Origin of the sequence: Termitidicoccus mucosus, from assembly GCF_038725785.1 — a bacterium.
GTDB lineage: Bacteria > Verrucomicrobiota > Verrucomicrobiia > Opitutales > Opitutaceae > Termitidicoccus > Termitidicoccus mucosus.
Genome location: NZ_CP109796.1, coordinates 2,593,135 through 2,612,711 on the forward strand (window position 1 = coordinate 2,593,135; position 19,577 = coordinate 2,612,711).

16 protein-coding genes and 1 tRNA gene are annotated in these 19,577 nt (G+C 60.8%); 3 read left to right on the forward strand and 14 right to left on the reverse strand.

Annotation, left to right across the window (positions count from 1 at the left end; genetic code table 11):
• Window positions 1-470: 470 nt before the first annotated feature.
• From OH491_RS08890 to OH491_RS08905, 4 genes are all read right to left on the reverse strand, one after another.
• Complete coding sequence (locus OH491_RS08890) at window positions 471-2,732, reverse strand: GumC family protein (RefSeq protein ID WP_068772117.1); 2,262 nt, start codon at window positions 2,730-2,732, stop codon at window positions 471-473.
• 11 nt (window positions 2,733-2,743) lie between these two features.
• A complete protein-coding gene (locus tag OH491_RS08895) occupies window positions 2,744-3,334 on the reverse strand; it encodes a polysaccharide biosynthesis/export family protein (RefSeq protein ID WP_068772116.1) in 591 nt (196 codons plus the stop codon).
• Window positions 3,335-3,353: 19 nt separating this feature from the next.
• Window positions 3,354-4,490 carry an outer membrane beta-barrel protein gene (locus tag OH491_RS08900; protein WP_342750984.1) on the reverse strand — a complete coding sequence of 379 codons (1,137 nt, stop codon included), beginning with the start codon at window positions 4,488-4,490 and terminating at the stop codon, window positions 3,354-3,356.
• 189 nt (window positions 4,491-4,679) lie between these two features.
• On the reverse strand, window positions 4,680-5,354 hold the full coding sequence (locus tag OH491_RS08905) for a hypothetical protein (protein WP_145929009.1): 675 nt from the start codon (window positions 5,352-5,354) through the stop codon (window positions 4,680-4,682).
• 376 nt (window positions 5,355-5,730) lie between these two features.
• On the opposite strand from OH491_RS08905, the gene OH491_RS08910 reads away from it, so the two are divergent.
• Window positions 5,731-7,155 (forward strand): O-antigen ligase family protein, encoded by a 1,425-nt coding sequence (locus OH491_RS08910; RefSeq protein ID WP_068772113.1) that lies wholly within the window; start codon window positions 5,731-5,733, stop codon window positions 7,153-7,155.
• A 162-nt stretch (window positions 7,156-7,317) separates the two neighbouring features.
• Here the strand turns inward: OH491_RS08910 and OH491_RS08915 are convergent, their stop codons facing one another.
• The 6 genes from OH491_RS08915 to OH491_RS08940 form a co-directional block, all read right to left on the reverse strand.
• Window positions 7,318-7,863, reverse strand: a complete 546-nt coding sequence (locus OH491_RS08915; protein ID WP_084442504.1) for a transcription termination/antitermination NusG family protein — start codon at window positions 7,861-7,863, stop codon at window positions 7,318-7,320.
• Window positions 7,864-8,800: 937 nt separating this feature from the next.
• A complete protein-coding gene (locus OH491_RS08920; RefSeq protein ID WP_068772110.1) occupies window positions 8,801-9,496 on the reverse strand; it encodes a LuxR C-terminal-related transcriptional regulator in 696 nt (231 codons plus the stop codon).
• A 534-nt stretch (window positions 9,497-10,030) separates the two neighbouring features.
• On the reverse strand, window positions 10,031-10,441 hold the full coding sequence (locus OH491_RS08925; RefSeq protein WP_342750985.1) for a hypothetical protein: 411 nt from the start codon (window positions 10,439-10,441) through the stop codon (window positions 10,031-10,033).
• Window positions 10,442-11,023: 582 nt separating this feature from the next.
• The gene (locus OH491_RS08930) at window positions 11,024-11,692 is read right to left on the reverse strand and encodes a hypothetical protein (protein WP_145929008.1); all 669 of its coding nucleotides are present in this window, start codon (window positions 11,690-11,692) and stop codon (window positions 11,024-11,026) included.
• A 97-nt stretch (window positions 11,693-11,789) separates the two neighbouring features.
• Complete coding sequence (locus OH491_RS08935; protein ID WP_068772108.1) at window positions 11,790-12,119, reverse strand: FmdB family zinc ribbon protein; 330 nt, start codon at window positions 12,117-12,119, stop codon at window positions 11,790-11,792.
• A 116-nt stretch (window positions 12,120-12,235) separates the two neighbouring features.
• Window positions 12,236-12,856, reverse strand: a complete 621-nt coding sequence (locus OH491_RS08940; protein WP_068772107.1) for a DUF4013 domain-containing protein — start codon at window positions 12,854-12,856, stop codon at window positions 12,236-12,238.
• Between the two features lie 12 nt (window positions 12,857-12,868).
• Between OH491_RS08940 and OH491_RS08945 the strand changes: the two genes are divergently transcribed.
• Window positions 12,869-13,792 (forward strand): polyprenyl synthetase family protein, encoded by a 924-nt coding sequence (locus OH491_RS08945; RefSeq protein ID WP_068772106.1) that lies wholly within the window; start codon window positions 12,869-12,871, stop codon window positions 13,790-13,792.
• 234 nt (window positions 13,793-14,026) lie between these two features.
• Here OH491_RS08945 and ilvC read toward each other — a convergent pair whose 3' ends face one another.
• The 3 genes from ilvC to OH491_RS08960 all read right to left on the reverse strand — a co-directional run bounded on the left by ilvC (window position 14,027) and on the right by OH491_RS08960 (window position 15,755).
• Window positions 14,027-15,052: a ketol-acid reductoisomerase gene (ilvC, locus tag OH491_RS08950; protein WP_068772105.1), complete on the reverse strand. Its 1,026-nt coding sequence runs from the start codon at window positions 15,050-15,052 to the stop codon at window positions 14,027-14,029.
• 109 nt (window positions 15,053-15,161) lie between these two features.
• On the reverse strand, window positions 15,162-15,632 hold the full coding sequence (ilvN, locus tag OH491_RS08955) for an acetolactate synthase small subunit (RefSeq protein WP_068772104.1): 471 nt from the start codon (window positions 15,630-15,632) through the stop codon (window positions 15,162-15,164).
• Window positions 15,633-15,678: 46 nt separating this feature from the next.
• Window positions 15,679-15,755: transfer RNA gene (locus OH491_RS08960), tRNA-Val, on the reverse strand.
• 192 nt (window positions 15,756-15,947) lie between these two features.
• On the opposite strand from OH491_RS08960, the gene OH491_RS08965 reads away from it, so the two are divergent.
• Entirely contained in the window at window positions 15,948-17,060 is a 1,113-nt protein-coding gene (locus OH491_RS08965) for an ROK family protein (RefSeq protein ID WP_068772367.1), read from the forward strand.
• Between the two features lie 175 nt (window positions 17,061-17,235).
• Here the strand turns inward: OH491_RS08965 and priA are convergent, their stop codons facing one another.
• The gene (gene priA / locus OH491_RS08970; RefSeq protein ID WP_068772366.1) at window positions 17,236-19,473 is read right to left on the reverse strand and encodes a replication restart helicase PriA; all 2,238 of its coding nucleotides are present in this window, start codon (window positions 19,471-19,473) and stop codon (window positions 17,236-17,238) included.
• Window positions 19,474-19,577 lie beyond the last annotated feature (104 nt).

Sequence of the window (19,577 nt, forward strand, 5' to 3'; positions counted from 1 at the left end):
TTGTGGTGCCCGCGAGCGGGAAGGAGACTGCGTCCGACTGGCGAGGGCGTCGCAAGCGACGCCCCTACAAAAGGCACCTGGGCTTCGCTCGGAATTTTTCCGAGCTTGTGACTTTGGTCGCCCGGAGGGCGCCCGACCAAAGCCAGCCCTGCGGACCATCGCCTCCGGCGATGCCATCGTCGCGCTCGTCGCCCCGGAGGGGCTCAGCTCGGTTTTCAACCGAGCTTCGCCCCGTCACGTCACCGGGACGTGACCTGCTTGAGAATAAACTGGTGTGCGGTGAAAGCCGCATGAAAGGGTTAACAGCGCAGGCGCGCCTGTGTGCGTCCGGCGGCGGGGAGGCCGCCGCTCCGGTAAACCGAAGCAGGCGTCGGGATAGCCACCCCTGTGTGAAGAGGGTTTTTCCCGACTCCGGTCGCATCCCGGTGCTTCGCGGTTGCTGGAAGGGTCGCTACCATGGTGCCGTGCCCTCAGCCACTCCTGGCCGCCAGTTGTCCCTCCTTGTAGTAGGAAGAATAATGTTTCGACCCATAGTATCCGTAACCGGAATAGTAGGCGGCGCTCCCGCGCCCCGACGGCATCATGTTGAGCACGATGCCGGGCATCTCCAGGCCCGTTGACCGGAAACGCTCCGTCACCCGGTGCACCTGCGGACGGGATACATGATTGAAGCGCACGACATAAACGAGCTCGCTGGCAAAGGGAACCAGATCGAAGGCATCGGGAAAAATGCCGGCGGGCGGCGTGTCGATGACCAGGATATCGAATTCGCGCCGGGCCTGTTCGAAGAGGCCCTTCAGTTTTTCGTTGTCGAGGAGTTCGCTGATGCGGCGGCTCGTCCCTCCGGCGCGAAGCACAAACAGGTTTGGCGCCGGGCGGAGCAGATCGAGATCGGGATCATTCGCGAGCGGACCTCCGGATTTTCCCCCCTTGTCCAGCCAGCGCAGCAGACCGTGCGTATTGGGGGCATCGGCCAGGCGATGCTGGACGGGGCGGCGCAGGTCGCCGTCGATGATCAGCGTGCGCAGGCCGTGGGCCGCGAAGGCGGTGGCGAGGTTGCTGGCGACGAAGCTCTTGCCTTCGCCAGGGATCGTCGAGGTGACGAGCAGCGTCTTGGGCGCATCGAGCCGGGAACTCAGCTTGAGCTGCGCGTAAAGGCCCCGGACGACTTCGCCCGCATCGGGATCCCGGTCCTGCAGGACAAGGTGATTCAGCGTGTCGCCGGGCAGGTTTTTCAGGACAGGAAATTCCGAAAGCAACGGGAGACCGATGTAGCGTTCCACATCCGTCCAAGTCTTGATCCGGTTGAAAAGCAGCTCCATGCCGACCGGGTAACCGATGACGATCAGGACTCCGAGAAAACCGATCGAGAGAAGGATTTTCTTGGGATTGGGCTCGAGGGGGACTGTGGGAGGTCGGGCGCGTTCGGCGATCTTGATATTGGAGTTGCCCAGTTGGGCGGTGAGCGAGGCTTCGTTGAGACGCGAGAGAACTTGCGTGTAGGTCGCGCGGTTGGTCTCGGCTTCGCGGCGGAGGACGTTGTATTCGACGGCCTGCCGGTCGAGGGCGAGGCTGGCTTTTTCCGAGTCGGCCAACTGGCGCTGGAGCTGGCGTTCGTTTTCGAGCGCCTTTTCACGCTGATTGCGGAGGTTGGCCACGGCGGTCAGGATCAGGTCGCCGCGGAGCTTCTCCAAGGCCTGGATGGAGCGTTCCTGATCGATCATCGCGGGATGCCGGCGCCCGTATTTCTCGGCCATGACCGCTTTCCTGGCGACAAGCTCGTCGAGCTGGCTCTGGACGGAGGCGAGCGAGGAAAATTCGGTGATGGAAGCGAGTTCGAGCGGGCTGCTGTTTTTGGCAATGACAGACTCGGCCTGCTGGAGGCGCGCCTCGATCGCGAGCAAGGCGACCTGGGCTTCGGTCAGGGCGCTGCTGATGGCCTTCATGCGGTCGACGACGATGTTTTGGCTCTCCTCAAGGGAGACCATGCGGGATTTTTCCCGGTAAGCATGAAGGGCGCGCTCGGAGGCTTCGGCTTTCTTGCGCAGGTCCTCGGTTTGCGCGCGAAGGAAGGAGATGGCGGAATCGTTGGCCGAGGCGTTCCGGTCCATGAGATAAACAATGTAGCACTCGGCGAAACGGGTGGCGACGAGGGCGGCCATGGCCGGTTCGCGGTGCTTGCAGGTGATGCGAATGAGGAAAGTGGTGCCCTGGCGCTGCACACCGACGCCGGAGGTGATGAGACCGGAGAGGCGCCCGTCCATCTGGCTGGCCGACAAGGGAGGATCATCCTTGTCGAGCCAGGCGGCGAGGACCCGGGTTTTTTCCTCGGGCGTGAAGGAGGCGACCACGCGCTGGACCATTTCGCGGCTGGTGATCTGGGCGAGGTGCGTGTCGAACGAGGGATCGTTTTTGGAACCGCCAACGCTGTCGTCCACGACCTTGGTCATCTCGTTGCCGAGGACCTTTTCGGCGCGGTCCACCAAAAGCGTGGCGCTGGCCTGAAACACCTTGGGCTGATTGAGCAGCCAGACACCGAGCAGGACGCACACGAGGATGGCGAGGGAGACGGCAACGATCCAACGCTCCCGGATGCAGAGCAAAATCTGCCGGATGTCCAGCCGGGGCAGCGAACCGCCGGCGAAGGGTGGCGGCTCGCCGAATGGAGAGGAGGACTGGGGAGGCCACGCGCCGGCGGCCGGCACCGGTTTTTTGGAAAAGGTTTCAGCCATGCCGTGAGTGATCAGAACAGCCGCTCCGGGACAAAAATGACGTCTCCCGGGCGAACCATGAATATATCGCCGCCGGAGCCACGGATGAGGGCTTTGACGTCGACCGTAATATGGGTTTCCTTCGCATCGTTGGTCTGGCGCCGCGTGACACGCACCGTATCGCCTTTTGCGATACGGGTGAAGCCGCCGGCCGCCGTGATGGCCTCGACGATGGAGATGGCGGAAGACTCGGCGGGGAGTTCGATCCTCCCCTGCTTGCCGACCTGTCCGAGCACGGAGACCTCCTTCTTGCTGTATTCGACGACGCGCAGGCTCACCTGCGGACGGATGAAAATTTCCGAGTCCCGGTAAACCTGCGCGATCTTCTCCTGCGCCTGGGCGAGGGTGAGCTCCTGCACGCGGACACTGCCGGCAAGGGGAACGTTGAGGTCGCCATTGCCGGAAATGCGAAGCTCGGTGGCGAGCTCGGGTTCGCCGTAAACCTCGAAACGCAACAGATCGAGAGGATAGAGTTGATACGAGTCGCCACCGTTGGTGGACGCAACGGCCGCCGCGGCAAAGGCGAGCATGCCGAGGATGGAGAGCAGTTTTTCGGGCATCATCCGGTGAATGAAATCGCGATCAGTAACGGGCCGATACCTGAAGCGTGTAGATAGCCCGGTCATAATCGGCGGTCACTAGGTCCGAACTGTTGTGGCGCCAAGAGACACCGGCGCCGAGGGAGAGATATTTGTTGACGGCATAATCCAGATTGAGGGTGAGAGGGAGGACCTTGTCGGTGCGCCCGCCGATCAGGCCACTGGATGAATATTTGATGTGCTCGTATCCGATCGATCCGGAGAGGGAAAGGCGGGCGCTCAGCGCATGGCGGGCACCCAGCGCGGTGCGGAGGTTTTTGCTGGATTGCGCGGAGGAGGTGGTGTCGAAGTCGCTCGAAACGGTCAAAAAGACAGACGTCTTTTCCGAGGCGGCCCAAGTGAGATCGATCCCGGCGTAAGGGAGCCAGCTCGAATCGCCGTCGTCGAAATCGCGGTAAGTGGCGCCTAGGCTGGCGGAGCCGGTGAGCTTGGGAGCGAGGTCGCCCTCCACGCCGAAAGAGAAGCGATGATCGCTGCTGTCGGGCTTGTTCGTGCCGGCGAGGCGGTCGCGCGTCTCCGTCGTGCGGAAGTCGTATCCGGAAACCAATGTCAATTTGGGCGAATAGCGGTAGAGCAGCCCGGCACCGGCGCCCAAGCGATCGACGTCGTTGAAACCGTTCGTCCTGGACCGGGAGAAGCTGAGATCGGCCCGGGGGCGCACGCCGAGCTTCTCGCTGTAGTAGTATGTGACGGTGGCGTCAGCCTTGTAGTCGTCGGACTCGGTGCGGGGGAGGGCGGCGTCGTTGGTTTCGGAACTGCGCCGGTAGCTCGCACCCGCCTGGGCGGACCCCTTGTCGGCGCCGTCGTAGTTGAATTTCAGGTTGGCGAAGGGATCTTCGGAATTCTGGTCGGTGTGATCGGAGAAGCGGATGAGGTTAACCCCTCCCGAGGCAAACATGGAGATGGTGCCGACATTGCGCGTGAACTGGAGATCCGGGGTTATCGTGAGAATCTCGTCAGGGCGCTCGGTGTTGTTGCCAAAAATATTCGTGTCGTGCGCCGCGGATGCAGCAAGGCCTGCGGTCAGGGAGCCGCGGGCGATTTCGACAAACGCGAGGGATTTGTGAGCGACAAAGACGGCAAACGCGGCCGCGGTCACTCTGGCTGTGAGTTGAAGCATATCGAAATTTCTTGGATTGCGAAAAGTGGGGCCGACGCACCGCCCGCCCGGGCGGCCAGCAGCCGGCTTTCGCGTGCAGTCAATACAATATCGTATTGAGCGAAGGGCAGCGGCACCGGGTTTCCGAATGCATCTCTTATTGTAACCGTGATGCATCCGGACTGGGCGTGGTGGCAGGTCGTTTCCGGATTAGTTGAACCAGAGGCCGTCAGGTGAGAGTACGAGTTTGGTGGGCGTCACCGGAACGGGGGCGATGACCGTGGTCGTGGAGGGCGGCGCTTGTGTGGCGACTGGCGCTTGCGTGGCGACTGCATTCGCGATGTCGCCCGAATGCAGGGGATCGGCGGCGGTCGCAGCGGTTATGATCGCTGCTCTTTCACTGGCGGGGGCGGCGTTGACGGCGGCGACTGTGATTGCCGTAACGACAGCGACATCCGCCCCGGCCTTGACCACTACGGCCACGGCTGCGGTGGTGATGGCGGCGGCTTGGGCGGGTGCAGTGGAAACAGCGGCAGCCACGATTTGCGGCGCTAGGGCAGGCAAGGCGGTGACCGCGGCCGTGACGATGGCGGGAGCATCCTCCGGATTGGCTGCAATAAATGTGGATATCGCTGCCTGAAGCTCGGCGTCCCCCAACCCCTGCCAAGTGGCCACAGTGGCGGCGATCTCTTCGGATGTGGCGGCGTGGACGGCGACAGGATAGCCGCAAACCAGCATCCCCGCGAACAGTAGCATCTTTTTTGCTGTTTTCATGTCAGTCGGTTGTGTTGATGTGTTGCCCGAAGGCCGGTTGGCTGGGCCGAAATTATGGCTGTAAGATTGGTTGACAGTGGTTTCAGTCACCGTTCCTGACGTCGTATGCATGATTTATGTAACCGCAGGACTTGTGGCGCCGCCTGGCCGGCCTCAGCAAGTGAAATACATCCTTATAGTATCAAAATGGCACTCCTGCCTTACTATATGATAACCACATGAAGTCCGTGACCGTGATTATTTATGACTACGCAGTAATTATTATTACTATGCCCAAATCGGCTCTCCGGATATAATTTTTAAAAAACCGGGCTTCGTTGGTCTGTCTTGCCAAGGCAACGGTATCCTTTTGATCCTAGCCTTGCTTATATTCATGAAAAAGGCACTGCTGAACCCGTTGCACTACATAATCAGGTTCCCCGCATTCGCAAACGCAATAATATAGCGTTAATATCATCTCCCTGAATAAAGGATCTTTTTTCTCACAATGACGCAACGGACCTATCCCCAGAATGACCATATTCCCCCGTCCGAACGGCAGGTAATCATCCTGGCGGCTGTGACCGTCACGGGAACGGCATGGGTATTTGGCGGCCGTGTCGATTGGGCTCCTCCGATCTTTTTGAGTCTGTCGGCAATGACCGCAGCCTTGTCGCTGATTTCCAGCCTCCGGGAAAGGCGCCGCCTGGAGGCCAGAGTATGGCTGCCGGTCATTGTATTCACCCTCCTGATCGGCTGCAGCCTCGCAAATCCGAGCCTGATTCCTGTCGATCGCGGCTTCGGTGGCTGGATTGAATCCAAAAACTGGATCCCCTGGCTGCCTGCAACGATTGACCGGATTTCCACACTTTCGGCAGTCATGCCCTGGATGTCGGCATTGCTTCTGGGGGCCGCGCTAAAGCAGGTCTCGCCGGGAAGGCAGGCGATTATCCTGCTGTGGAAGATTCTCCTGGCGTCCGGAGTGATGCTGACTCTTGCCGGCTACTATTTTCATTTCACGAATCCGGGGAAAATCATGGGAATCGCCCAGGCACCCTCCGGATTTCATTTTGCCAGTTTCATTTACCGCAATCACTGGTCGGCCTACACCGTGCTGCTGGTGACGCTTGCTCTCGGGTTCACATTTGGCGGTGTGCAGAGGTGGATTGAAGGGAACGGTCGTCTGGATCGTGCGCTTCCCGGGGCCGTGCTGGCATTGATCATCGCGGCATCGGTTCCGCTTCCAGGATCCCGCTCGGGCATGGTTCTCATGGCACTTCTCGCCGTTTCCGGGTCAGCATACTTCGCGTGGCGCATATGCCGTTTCCGTCCTGCTCCGGCACAGCGGCGTGAACGTAATCTGGCCCTCTCCGCGCTCCTGCTCATGGGCCTTGGCATGTGCGTCGCCGCGGGCATCGGCGCATCCAGTTTCGCGACGGCAAAGGCCCGCACGGCGGAACAATGGAAACGTTATCAGGAAGGAGAGCACCTGGACCTGCGCTGGCCTCTGATCAAAGATACTTTCCGCATGGCCCGGGCTCGCCCCGTGTATGGCTGGGGGCTGGGCACATTCGGGCAAGTGATACCCACTTACCAGGGCGATTATCTCAGAAATGAGAAAAACGAGATCACGACGCGTATTTTCCACGCGCATTGCGACTGGCTGGAATTGTGGGCCGAGGTTGGTCTTGTCGGCGGTCTCGTCCTCATCATTCCACCGGCCTGCCTGCTCTGGCGCGGCCTGCGGCACGGCCATTCCCGGGTTCGGTGGATCTTGGCAGGGTGCATTTTGATCGGATGTTATGCCTGGGTCGAATTTCCCTTCCATAACCCGGCTGTCCTGCTCCTGTGGACGACGCTGGTCGTGACCGCCAGCCAGTTTGCCAGGCCAGACAAAGAACGGGAAGGAACATCCATGACACGGCTGCGATGAGCTTGCCGACAGTGGTTCCGGACAAGGCATCGGCGCATGATTCCGGGCAAGTCACTGGCATAGTTGAGGACGTCCGCGCCGAGGTCATCGGCGGTCTGGGCCAGGTTGAGGGCGAGGCGGGAGCCGTCGAACTGGCCGTCGTGGTAGACGCCGCCGCTCCTTTTACGAATCGATCTCCAAGTCCTCGACCGGCACCTTCACGAGCACACCCTGCCGCAGCACGTCCACGACGAGGACGATGCCGCCGGGATTTTTCGGGTCGTCGATCACGCCCTGCACACCGCGCAACGGACCACTGCGGATGCGCGCCGTCGCGCCGCGCTTGAGCTGCGGATAAAACATCACCTCGAGCCCCGAGGCCACCAGTTTGCGAACATCCTCGAGCTGGTGCTCGAAATGTTTCTGCTGGTCCACCTCGATGAGACGCACAAGCAGCTCCTGCTGAAAACAGCGCGGCTTCTGCGTGGGCAGAATCCGGACAAAAACATATCCGGGGAAAATCGGCTTCTGGTACTTTTTCTTTTTCCGCCCGTAGCGACGGACGCTCTCGATCAGCGGCAATTCGTGCTCGAAACGCTCGGCTTTCATCAATGCCGCGAATTTTTTTTCACAACGCGGCTTGGTGTGCGCGACGTACCAGCGGGGAATGGCCGCGGCCATGGCGTGTTCCTCCCCTTCGCCGTCCGTGACGGATGCGGACGCGGCCATGGCAGGAGCGTTCACTGGCTGCTTCGGGACTGATGCATGGCCGGTCACGGTTTCGTTCTCTGCCTGCCCGGAGGTCACAGCTTGAGCAGGTAACGGACTGCCGCGAAATATCCCCCGATCCCCAGGGCGGCGATTTCGCGTTTGCCGAGCCGGTCGAGGTTCGGACCGTTGAGAATGACGATCGTTTTGTTCATGTTTGGCTGGAGGCGCGGAAGCAAAAGCGTGCGGCCGCCGCGCGGCGTGAAAAAATCTGATGGAGAGGATTGTTGGTGGCGATGAATTGCCAGGGCAATCCGAACTTTTCGGAGAGTTCGCGGGCCTCCTTGCACCATGCGGTGTTCAGACCGGGAAAACCGCCCTCCGTGGACCTGATGTCCACCGTGAGACAGCCAAGCACCTGACCGCCGCAGGTAGGATACCTGCCGAGAAAAAATACGAGCGCCCCAAATATCGCCGCTCGCGCATTGATTCCCGTAAGCCGGACTTGCGGGGGCAATAATCTTGTCATGCGTTTATTTGTATCAGTTGATGCCGGGTAATCGAATCCCCATGCGAGGCGAGATGGCAATAAATTAGCCTTTATGATTCACGCCTTATAAAGCGATCATTCTATATCTATGGTATATTTTCATACGCGGCCTCGTTCCTGGTTTGCGGATACATAAAATCCCGGGAACAGAAAACAGATATGAAAGATGAAGCCGATGAATGATACCAATTTCGAACGAAATTCACTCTTCAATAAGACCGAACTCCTGCGAGGCCGTCACGGTTTATATGCGACGTTTTCCCGCGACGGCCTCGCAGGAGCTCGGCCCTCCAACAAAAGGGTGATTTTCATTGGGAAATGGTATGACATATTTAATAGAAACCCGCGCCGCGCCCCGGCGAATATCGTCGACCGCGCCACGCCCTCAGAAATCGTCAGCGGGCATTACTAGGCCAGCATTGTCTGGAATGGATGGGTCGAATTTGGGGTGGGAATCAGTCCAATCTGGGCCGCGTATAATGAAAGCTGGGCGGCACGATGAATGCCGGTCTTGCGCATGATTTTCGTCCGGTGATTGACCACGGTATACGGACTGATGCCAAGTTTCTTGGCAATCTCCTTGGAACTCAGCCCGTTTGCCATCAGGCGCAATACAGTCAATTCCCTCTGGCTCAGCGGCATCATGATGCCGGCGCTGTCAAGCGAACGGCTCTGCATGATATTGAGGATGGCCGCATTCACCTCGGCGCTAAAATAAGCCCGCCCCTCCAGGACACTGGACAATGCCCGCTGAAATTCCGCGAGCGTGGAACTGCTGTCGAGATAGCCGTGGGCGCCGGCCTCCAGCGCGCTCTTTATGAGCTCCGGGGAGGGCGTGCCGGAAAACACGAGTATCCGAATGCCCGGCACAATCTGGCGGATCTGGAGCAGCAGGAGCAAGGCCGCGTTGTTTCTTAGGTTAAAATCAATGGCAACCAGCGCGGGGCACACCTGTTTCACCTCGTCGATGATTGTATTTGGATTCCATGCCGGCGCAGTCACCGCATAGGCGCCCAATTTGCTGAAATGATTCGCAAGAAGCTCGCGGACAACGGGCTGGTCACAAACAAACATCACTTTTCTGGGGATTGTTGACTGTAACATTTCAGCAATTGGTGGGGAGTATGCCTGATAATATGAAGGACCGTGAAAGACAGGCCAAGGTCATAATGAAAGGGATTGTTTCTACCCGGATACCCCGGTCAAAGCCGGTTCGACAAAGGCATTGCATTATGCGCTTCGCCCGGCTTTTTGCGTGGAAGTCCGTGGAGTTGAATGAGAGATGAGCCGAGGCTTATCGTTGATAAGAACACTGGATGCCGATGATGGGTCATTATCCTGATAAAAACATACTATATGAAGACAAAAACCAAATGTAAATCCGCACATCGTTATTAATAGTTAATGACATGAAGTTTACAATTGATTAAAACAATTTATTGATTCAAATGCAAAAAGGACACCCTACCGGGACAAATAGTAATAGATTTGCGCATTTAGAAAACAGAGAATCCTTTTCCGGCGCATTCCAGTTCTCCGGCGCCAACCAGCACAGTGCATTCTCCATGCCGGTCTCCTCAAATTATAATCCTGAAATACGGCATATAAATCGCAATTGAATATCAGTAATAATGGACATTATGAATTATTCCGGCCTATTTCCCTTTGCCAGGGAGACATCCTATTTCCATGGCTGGCGCCAATGGGATAGCCGGCGTTTCTTGATATTGGTGCGCCTTGTTCTTCCGGATTCCGCCTGCAAGACACTTGCAGCAATTCATCATTCAACTGAATGGCTTCAAGCACTTGGGCAACCCTTGCATGGAGTGTATTCAGCAGGTCCTCGCTGATTGCATCCCCGGACGCAACCGCCGCCTCCATGCTGGAAAGGCTTACATTCAGATGTATAAGCAACTCAGTCCTGCGTTGGAAAAATTCACTGCCCGGGACCTGACGATGCATGCGCAAAAGCGAATTTTCCTCCCTTATGCAATGCAAAACATCCTCGCAAATCTGAAGATGCTGCTCAAAAGCAATTTTTAAGTTCATGTTTGATATTCTCAGCCAGCATAATCTTCCATGGACGATTGCCTTGAGACGGGCATGATTCCCGCACACGCGATCATCGGTGGGATTCGAAGCAATAATTCCACTTCTGATGAATTCCCCGCAATCGCAAGGCCCAAGCCGCAAGTTAGTCTCTAAATGGAGACTTTAATCCATCGTAATATACAACCTCTATTCATCAGCCGATAGCAATGACACATCATCCATGTCCCTGATGCGCGAATGCAAGAAATATGAGGCAAGGCAGGCGCGGTATATGGACCTGCTTTGCGTCTCCATGTTCAATCAAAGCATCCGAAAAAAAACGCCATTATAGAATTGAGGCCGCCCCTGGACAGCGGATGCGCCCGAAAGGGGGCATGGGAGGCCGGGAATAAAAGCTATAAATGGCACCCGTCTTTGTTTTGAATATAATCTATGCTGGCACAAGCCGCCGCAACACAGGCGGACAGGTGACAATGGCGGCCCGCAAGCCGTCCTTTTCCCTGCCCCCGATGGGCGGCCCCGCCCCCGGATCGAGGGCATCCGCTCGCCCGGCGCCGCATCTGACGCGCGGCAGGCTCTTCACGGCCGCCCGTTATCCATCTCCACGCGCATCTCGCGGCCGGTTATCGTCACGCGCAAGATTTTCTGCCACAAATCCATCCCCGCACCGGGGATGGCCTGGCGTCCCACCATCCGCGCCATCAGCAGTTGTATCGCCCACGGGACACGGTGCAGCGGAAACGCCCCCACCCAAACTTCGTCCGGCGCATACATCACCAGTCCGTCATCGCGCCTTGCAAATCCCCCCCTGGCCTGGATCAACACCGGCACACGGCGCGGGCCGGCCGCTACTCTCGACGGAAGCCCCACGCAAAGCGCGCCGTCCGCGATGCGAAAGTCGATGCCCTGCACCTCAACCCACTCGCTTCGCGCTCCGTGCGCCGGCAACGGCACTCCCACCGGTTCCCAGGCAAACCACAGGTTGAGCTCATCCTCGTTGAACACCACCTCGTGCACCGTGCCATCGAAAAGCTGCTGGCGCTTCAGCATCCAGCGCACTCCCTTTGCCCGGTCGCGCGAACCGGTCACATAATAAACCCGCCCCGCCTCGCGCCCGGAAAACGCCGGAGGTGTCGCGACGATTTCCACCGGCCTGAACACCAGGCAGGCCGCCGCGAGCAATGCGCCCAGCGGCACGGCAGCCAGCGCGCACACGAGCGACTCGCATCGTGATGGCGTGGTTTTCACGCGACGGCCTCCTCATGCACCCCGGCCATGCAGCCGCGCCGTGGATACGGACGGAATCCCCGCGCTTCTTTTTTATCGCATTTTCCGCTCCGAAGCATCATCCGGCCTGCTTTGCTCCATCCGATTTCGCCGCCCCGGAATTGCTTTTGGCCGGTGCGGTCGAAGCCGCCTTCCCGTCGCCCGTGCTTTTTTCCCCGGATGGGGTCGATGGCGCGGCCCCGTCTTTCTCCTTCGTCCCGCTTTTGCGCTTGTAGTCGGTCTCGTAGAATCCGGTCCCCTTGAAAAGCAACCCCGCGCCGGTCCCGATGAGACGTTTCACCCGGCCCTTTTTGCATTTTGGGCATTTGGTGAGCGGCTTGTCCTTCATCGATTGAAAGACCTCGAATTCGTGGCCGCATTTGGTGCAGACATAATCGTATGTTGGCATAAGAAATTTCCCTCAAAAAACCCGGCGCGCGCCAAACACAATCTTTCTCTTCATCCTTCCTTCCTGCCCGGCATCACCACGGGCGGCACGCAAGCCCGCCATCCTGGCGCAACCCCCTATCGCCGCTGCGCCACCGAAGCCGCGCCCGGGCGGTGCGCCTCCTCGATGCTGCGGAAAAACGCCGCGAAGAAACTCCATCCCGCCGCCAGCGCCACGAACAAAGTCAGCGTCATCAACGGATACACCGCCGTGATGAAACCCACCATCGCGAAACTCGGCACGAAAAACCGCGCCTTGCTCGACCGCAGCATCGCCACCAGCACGCGCCAGCGAAACGCGTCGCGGTATTCCTCGCGTTTTTGGTATTGGTAGATGCCCGCCGCCGTGAGCGGCGCGGCCAGCATCACCGCCGGCACCATCGGCAGATAGACAAACACCCCGTAGTTCAGCCAGCGCAGCGGCCACGTGAGCGCCCACCCCAGCGCCAGCGGCACCAGCCCCAGCACGGTGAAAATCACAAACGCGGCCACGCCGTTCACGAACAGCCGCCGCCACTCCTCCCACTCGGGAAACTCCAAGCGTCCGCCCGTGCGCGCCCGCGCGATGAGGTCATACAGATACCCAAAGGCAAAAAAATGCGCCACCGGCACCGCCAGCAGCAGCGCCCCCACCAGGCAGCGCGCGAACCATGATGATCCCGTAAAGAGGCGTTTGCAAATTTGCTCAAGCGTCGGCATTGATTCGTGAAAATGAAAGCTTCCCCCAAAGTAGGCAATGCGCCGCCCGGTTTCTCAACCAAATTAAACGACCTCGTCGCGCTGGCCGAAAAAGCCATCGACGGCCTCCTGCCGCGCGCCGACGCCCGTCCGCCGCGCATCCATGAAGCCATGCGCTACTCCATGCAGGCCGGCGGCAAACGCCTGCGTCCCGTCCTGCTCCTCGCCGCCGCCCGCCTGCGCGGCGCCGCCTTGCACGATCCGCTTCCCGCCGCCGTCGCCATCGAATGCGTGCACACCTACTCGCTCATCCACGACGATCTCCCGTGCATGGACAACGACGACCTCCGCCGCGGCCGGCCCACCTGCCATCGCGCCTTCGACGAGGCCACCGCGCTTCTGGCCGGGGATGCCCTTCTCACGCATGCCTTCGTGCTCCTTTCCAGCCATTATCCCACCGATCCCGACCTCGCCCAAACCCTCGTCCGCGAACTCGCCGCCGCCAGTTCCAGCACCCGCCTCATCGGGGGCCAGATGGAAGACCTGCTCGCGGAAAAACAAACCACCGCGCCCGGCGGCGCGCAGCTTGAGTTCATCCATCTCAACAAAACCGCCGCCATGATTGAAGCCGCGCTCGTGATGGGCGGGCATTGCGGCGGCCTGCTGGCGAGCAACGAAATCGATGCCCTCCGCGACTTCGGACGCGACCTCGGCCTCGCCTTTCAAATCGTGGACGACATCCTCGATGCCACCGCCGACACCGCCACGCTCGGCAAAACCGCCGGCAAGGATGCCCGTGCCGGCAAGGCCACCTTTGTCACCCTGCACGGCCTCGAAACCGCCCGCCAGCTCGCCGCCGGGCGCACGCAATCCGCCCTCGACACCTTGCGCCGTCTCCCCGGCGACACCGCTTTCCTGCGCGCGCTGGTGGAACACCTGCTGTCGCGGAAGAGCTGATGCCAGGGCCTTTGAGGGCAAGTCGCAGCCGCTTTGTTTGGCCTAAAATAGGCCCGGGTTCGCTGGCAATGTAACCCATTAGCCTGCATTGTGTCAGTGCTTGTCGCCACACCGTTTTAGTGCGGCGGAGGACGTGTGGTGTTCAGCCCCCCCCCAAAAAAAACGCCGCGGCGGCGGGACGCGGCGTTCGGGGGAAGATTGAGCCTTCCCGGTGATTGTGCGGTGAAGGCCGGCTCAGTAGGCCGCTTGCACGCCCTTGATGTTTTTCTTGGACATCCAAGGCATCATGCTGCGCAGGCGGGCGCCGGTTTTCTCGATGGAGTGTTTCTGGCCGGCGGCGAGAAGCTTGTGGTAGTTCTTCAGGCCGCCCTTGTATTCGGCCACCCACTGCTTCACGAATTTGCCGGTCTGGATTTCCTTGAGGATCTTCTTCATCTCGGCCTTGACCTTCGCGTTGATGACGCGCGGGCCGCGGGTGATGTCGCCGTACTTGGCGGTCTCCGAGATCGAGAAGCGCATGCCGGCGATGCCGGATTCATACATGAGGTCGCAGATGAGCTTCAACTCGTGGAGGCACTCGAAGTAGGCCATCTCGGGCTGGTAGCCGGCCTCGACCAAGGTCTCGTAGCCGGCCTGCACGAGCGCGCTGGCTCCGCCACAGAGGACGGCCTGCTCGCCGAAAAGGTCGGTCTCGGTTTCCTCCTTGAAGGAGGTCTGGAGCACGCCGGCGCGGGTGGAGCCGATGCCTTTCGCCCAGGCGAGCGCGGTTTTCTTGGCTTTTTTGGACTTGTCCTGCGCGACCGCGATGAGCGCCGGCATGCCTTTGCCCTCGGTGTAGAGGCGGCGGACCATGTGGCCGGGGCCTTTCGGCGCGACCATGATGCAATCGACATCGGGGGGCAGCTTGATGAGGCCGAAGTGGATGGCGAGACCGTGGCTGAACACGAGGGTCTTGCCCTTGGTGAGGTTGGGCGCGATGTCCTTCGTGTAAACATCGGCCTGTTTCATGTCGGGAAGGCCGACCATGATGACGTCGGCTTCGCGGACGGCGTCGGCGGTGTCGAGCACCTTGAAGCCGTGTTGTTCGGCGACGGCGCGCGACTGGCTGCCGGGGTAGAGGCCGATGATGACCTTCACGCCGGAATCCTTAAGGTTGAGCGCGTGCGCGTGACCTTGCGAACCGTAGCCGAGGACGGCGACGGTTTTGTTCTGGAACACGCCGAGATCGGCGTCTTTGTCAGTGTATACTTTGGCGGGCATGGTGAGAAATTAAGAATCAGGAATTAAAAGTTGGGAATTATTTAAGGCAGCCGGACTGTTTTTGTCACTTGTTACTTATTACTTGTCACTTCGCGCGCGAAGCGCGCGTTCAGCGGATGAGCGCGAGCATGCCGGTGCGGGTGAGCTCAATGATGCCGAAATCCTCGAGCAGGCCGATAAACGCGGTGACCTTGGCTTCGTCGCCGGTGAGCTCGACAATGGCGTCGGTGCGGCCGACGTTGACGATTTTGGCGCGGAAAATATCGCAAATCTGCATGATTTCGGAACGCGTCCGGCGGGTGGCTTTCACCTTGGCAAGGACGAGTTCGCGCTGCACGGCCTGGTTTTCCTTGAAATCGATGATATCGACCACGTTGACCAGTTTGCGCAGTTGCTTGATGACCATGTCGAGCGCGGCGTCGTCGCCCTTGAGCACGACGGTGATGCGCGAGAGCGCGGTGTCGTGCGTGGGGGCGACGTTGAGGCTGTCGATGTTGAAGCCGCGGCCGCTGAACATGCCGGAAACGCGCGCGAGGACGCCGAACTTGTTCTCAACGAGGACGGAAAGCGTGTGTCGCATGGTGGTGTGCTGTGGTTTGTAGTTGAAAAACAGATACTCGCGCGGCTGGTGGACGCCGAGGGATTCGAACCCCCGACCCTCTCGGTGTAAACGAGATGCTCTAACCAACTGAGCTAGGCGTCCAAGGCTGGCGCAAGCGGTTAGATAAACCCGTCGCGGAGCGGGGAGACAAGGATTTATTCGGCGGCGAAGGGGTCCGGCGGCGACTGGCGGGCCGCCAAAAATCTTTCTCGTTCTCGCCCTCTTTCTCGTTCTCTTTGTCTGGCGCCTGATAAATTTCCGACAAAGACAGAGAGAATGATGAAGAAAAGCCCCATGAGCACAAAACATGACCGACGGATCGTGATGACACTGGATGCGGGAGGCACCAGCTTCCGCTTCAGCGCGATGCGCAATTATAAATCGCTCACCCAGACGGTGACCCTGCCCTCGCAAGGGCATGATTTGAAGGCCTGCCTGGGCAACATCATCGAGGGATTTTCGCGCGTGAAAGCCCAATGTCCCGAGCCGCCGCAGGCCATCAGTTTCGCGTTTCCCGGCCCGGCGGATTATCCCAGGGGGATCATCGGCGACCTGGGCAACCTGCCGTGCTTCCGGGGCGGCGTGGCCCTCGGGCCGATGCTGGAGCAGAAGTTCAAGGTGCCGGTGCTCATCAACAACGACGGCGACCTGTTCGTCCACGGCGAGGCCATCGCGGGATTCCTGCCGTATGTGAACGGCCTGCTGAAAAAGGCGGGCAGCCCGAAACGCTACCAGAACCTCTTTGGCGTGACCTTGGGCACGGGCTTCGGCGGCGGCCTGACGCACGGCGGCGAACTGTTCCTCGGCGACAACTCCATCGGCTTCGAGGTCTGGTTGCTGCGCAACAAACTCGTCCCCGCGACCAATGCCGAGGAGGGCGCCTGCATCCGTGCGGTGCGCCGCGTCTTCGCCCGCGAGGCCGGCATCCCGTTCGAAAACGCCCCCGACCCGAAGGAAATCGAGGCCATCGCGCGCGACAGGAAACACCCGCAGGGCCAGGCGGCGCTGAATGCCTACCGGCGGCTCGGCGAGGTGGTGGGCGACGCCATGGGAGAGGCGCTCACGCTCGTGGACGGGCTGGCCGTGATCGGCGGCGGTTTGTCCAAGGCCTGGCCGTTGTTCCTGCCGTCGGTCGTGGCGGAATTGAACAGCGTTTTCGCCAATCCCGACGGGAAAAAATTCCACCGGCTCGCCTCGGAGGCTTTCAACCTGGAGGATGCCGCGCAGCAGAGGAAATTCATCAAGGGCCGTCCGCGCGAGATAACGGTGCCCGGCTCGCGAAAAAAAATCAGCTACGACGCCCTCCGCCGGGTCGGCGTGGGCATATCGCGCCTGGGCACCAGCGAGGCCGTGGCCGTGGGAGCCTATGCGTTCGCGCTGCGAAAACTGGACGAGGGAGGAAAGTAGAAAGTAAGTGTTTTCATTTAACATTGGCGCGGCAGCGCCGGTAGGGCGAAGCCTCCGGCTGAGCCGCGGCTCGGCGGGGACGCCTCGCCCTACCTTTTGGGCCAAGGTTGAGAGAAAATACTATATTAAGTGGCAAGTGATAGGAACTGTATCCGTCATCTTGATACTTGCCACTTCACATCAGGCTCACCGGGTCCACATCCATGACCTGGACAATGTCCTCGGGCCAGGGAAACCCGGCCCGGAGGCGGGCCAGGTCGGCCACGACCTTGGTGACGGCGGCGGTGAAATACCAGAGCTGGTAGCGGTATTCGTCCTTGATCTTTTCGATCGGCGACGGAGACGGGCCGCGCAGTTCGACGCGGTTGCCCAGCTCGCGTTCGACGAGGCGGGCCCATTGCTCGGCGAAGAATTGCAGTTTCTCCGGATTCGGTCCGCGGAAGAGATGGTGGATGAGGTGCCGATACGGCGGGTAGCGAAAGTCGCGCCTCATTTTCAGCTCGCTCGCGGCGAAACCGGCGAAATCGGCGTGGCGGGAGAACTGGATGGACTCGGCCTGCGGCGTGAAGGTCTGCACCACGACCTCGCCGGCGCGGTCCCCGCGGCCGGCGCGGCCCGCGACCTGCACGAGGAGCTGGAAGGTGCGCTCGTTGGCGCGGAAATCGGGGATGTGCATCGAGATGTCCGCGTCGATGAGGCCGACGAGCGTGACATTGGGAAAATCGAGCCCCTTGCCGATCATCTGCGTGCCCACGAGGATGTCGATCTTGCCGGCGCGGAACTGCGCGAGCACCTCGCGGAAGCGGTTCTTGCGCGACATGGTGTCCGTATCCATGCGTTCGATACGCGCGCGCGGGAGCACGCGGCGCACGGCCTCCTCGACGCGCTGGGTGCCGAGGCCGCGCCAGCGGATTTTGGGCGAGCCGCACTTGGGACAGCGCGCGGGCGCGGGGCGCTCGGCGCCGCAAAGGTGGCAGCGCAGGCGCTCGTCGGCGCGGTGGTAGGTCATCGCGATGCTGCAATGCTCGCACTCCTCGACGTGGCCGCACTCGGTGCAGAGCATGCTCGACGAGTAACCGCGGCGGTTGATGAAGAGGATGGTCTGCTCGCGGCGCTCGAAGCGGGCCTGCATGGCGTTGACCAGGCGGCGGGAAAGCGTGGTGAGGCCGCGCGAGCTCATGACCTCGATGCGCATGTCCACGATGTCGATGTCGGGGAGGCGGCGGTCGTCGATGCGCTGGGTGAGCTGGAGAAGGGCGTATTTGCCGGCCTCGGCGTTGGCGAAGGATTCGAGCGAGGGTGTGGCGGAGCCGAGCAGGCAGAGCGCGTCCGCGAGCTTGGCGCGCATGACGGCCACGTCGCGCCCGTGGTAGCGCGGGGTCTCGTCCTGCTTGTAGGCGGGCTCGTGCTCTTCGTCCACGACGATGAGGCGCAGGTTTTGCACGGGCGCAAAAACGGCGGAGCGGGCGCCGACCACCACGCGGGTTTCGCCGGTGGCGAGCGCGAGCCAGCCGTCGAGCCGTTCGCCTTCGCTCAGGTGGCTGTGCCAGACCACGGCGCGATGGCCGGGCGCGATGGCCTCGAGGCGTCCTCGCAGGCGCGCGACGGTTTGCGGGGTGAGCGCGACCTCGGGCACGAGAAAAATCACGCCGCCGCCGGCCGCGAGCGCCTCGTGGACGGCGTGCAGGTAAACCTCGGTCTTGCCCGAGCCGGTGACGCCGTGGAGCAGCGTGACGCCGAAGCGGGCCGCGTGCAGCGAGGCCGCGAGCGCATCGGTGGCGGCGCGCTGCTCGGGGTTGAGCGCGGGCGGCTGCGTGGCGACGAGTTCGCCGGTGGACCAGTCGTCGGCGTAGGCGACGCGCTCGATGCGGCGGATTTCCTCGCGGATGACGCCGCGTTTCACGAGCGCGGCTGCGGTGGCGGCGGTGATGCCAAGGCGCGCGAGGACGAGGGATTTTTTCTGGGGTTTGAACTGCTGCGCGAGAAAGGCGTAGAGCTTCGCCTGCTGCGGCGCGCGGCGGTTGAGGGTTTCGAGTTCGTCGATGCCGAGCGGGCGCGCGAGGGCGAGGAGTTTTTCCTGTTTCAAACCGGCGCCATTGCGCACGGCGGCGGGGAGCATGGCCTCGATGATGGTGTCGATGCCGCACGCGTAATAGGCGGCCATCCAGCGCGCGAGGCCGAGCAGGTCGCCGGTCAGCGCGGGAAAGGGGTGGACGAGCTGGGCGACGTTTTTGAGCCGCTCCAGCGGGAAATCGCGCGGCGGGCCGATCTCGCCGACGATGCCGAGGTGCAGGCGGTTGACGACGGGCACGCGGACGAGCGAGCCGACCTGCATGTGCGCGCGAAGCGACTCCGGCACGCGGTAGTGCAGGAGCTTGTCGAAGCCGGCGAGTGGATGGACGCCCACAAACATGATCGGAAAACGCGAGCCACCCATGACGCAACGCGCGGCGCATGGAAGCAAGGGCAACGTGCGCGAAGGCGCATTTGGATGATATTTGCATGCATTATTGGCGT

Bases quoted from the DNA above. Each gene is read 5' to 3' on its own strand.
- OH491_RS08890 (WP_068772117.1), bottom strand. From the start codon at position 2,732: ATGGCTGAAACCTTTTCCAAAAAACCGGTGCCGGCCGCCGGCGCGTGG.
- OH491_RS08895 (WP_068772116.1), bottom strand. From the start codon at position 3,334: ATGATGCCCGAAAAACTGCTCTCCATCCTCGGCATGCTCGCCTTTGCC.
- OH491_RS08900 (WP_342750984.1), bottom strand. From the start codon at position 4,490: ATGCTTCAACTCACAGCCAGAGTGACCGCGGCCGCGTTTGCCGTCTTT.
- OH491_RS08905 (WP_145929009.1), bottom strand. From the start codon at position 5,354: ATGCATACGACGTCAGGAACGGTGACTGAAACCACTGTCAACCAATCT.
- OH491_RS08910 (WP_068772113.1), top strand. From the start codon at position 5,731: ATGACGCAACGGACCTATCCCCAGAATGACCATATTCCCCCGTCCGAA.
- OH491_RS08915 (WP_084442504.1), bottom strand. From the start codon at position 7,863: ATGGCCGCGTCCGCATCCGTCACGGACGGCGAAGGGGAGGAACACGCC.
- OH491_RS08920 (WP_068772110.1), bottom strand. From the start codon at position 9,496: ATGTTACAGTCAACAATCCCCAGAAAAGTGATGTTTGTTTGTGACCAG.
- OH491_RS08925 (WP_342750985.1), bottom strand. From the start codon at position 10,441: ATGAACTTAAAAATTGCTTTTGAGCAGCATCTTCAGATTTGCGAGGAT.
- OH491_RS08935 (WP_068772108.1), bottom strand. From the start codon at position 12,119: ATGCCAACATACGATTATGTCTGCACCAAATGCGGCCACGAATTCGAG.
- OH491_RS08940 (WP_068772107.1), bottom strand. From the start codon at position 12,856: ATGCCGACGCTTGAGCAAATTTGCAAACGCCTCTTTACGGGATCATCA.
- OH491_RS08945 (WP_068772106.1), top strand. From the start codon at position 12,869: ATGAAAGCTTCCCCCAAAGTAGGCAATGCGCCGCCCGGTTTCTCAACC.
- ilvC (WP_068772105.1), bottom strand. From the start codon at position 15,052: ATGCCCGCCAAAGTATACACTGACAAAGACGCCGATCTCGGCGTGTTC.
- ilvN (WP_068772104.1), bottom strand. From the start codon at position 15,632: ATGCGACACACGCTTTCCGTCCTCGTTGAGAACAAGTTCGGCGTCCTC.
- OH491_RS08965 (WP_068772367.1), top strand. From the start codon at position 15,948: ATGAGCACAAAACATGACCGACGGATCGTGATGACACTGGATGCGGGA.
- priA (WP_068772366.1), bottom strand. From the start codon at position 19,473: ATGTTTGTGGGCGTCCATCCACTCGCCGGCTTCGACAAGCTCCTGCAC.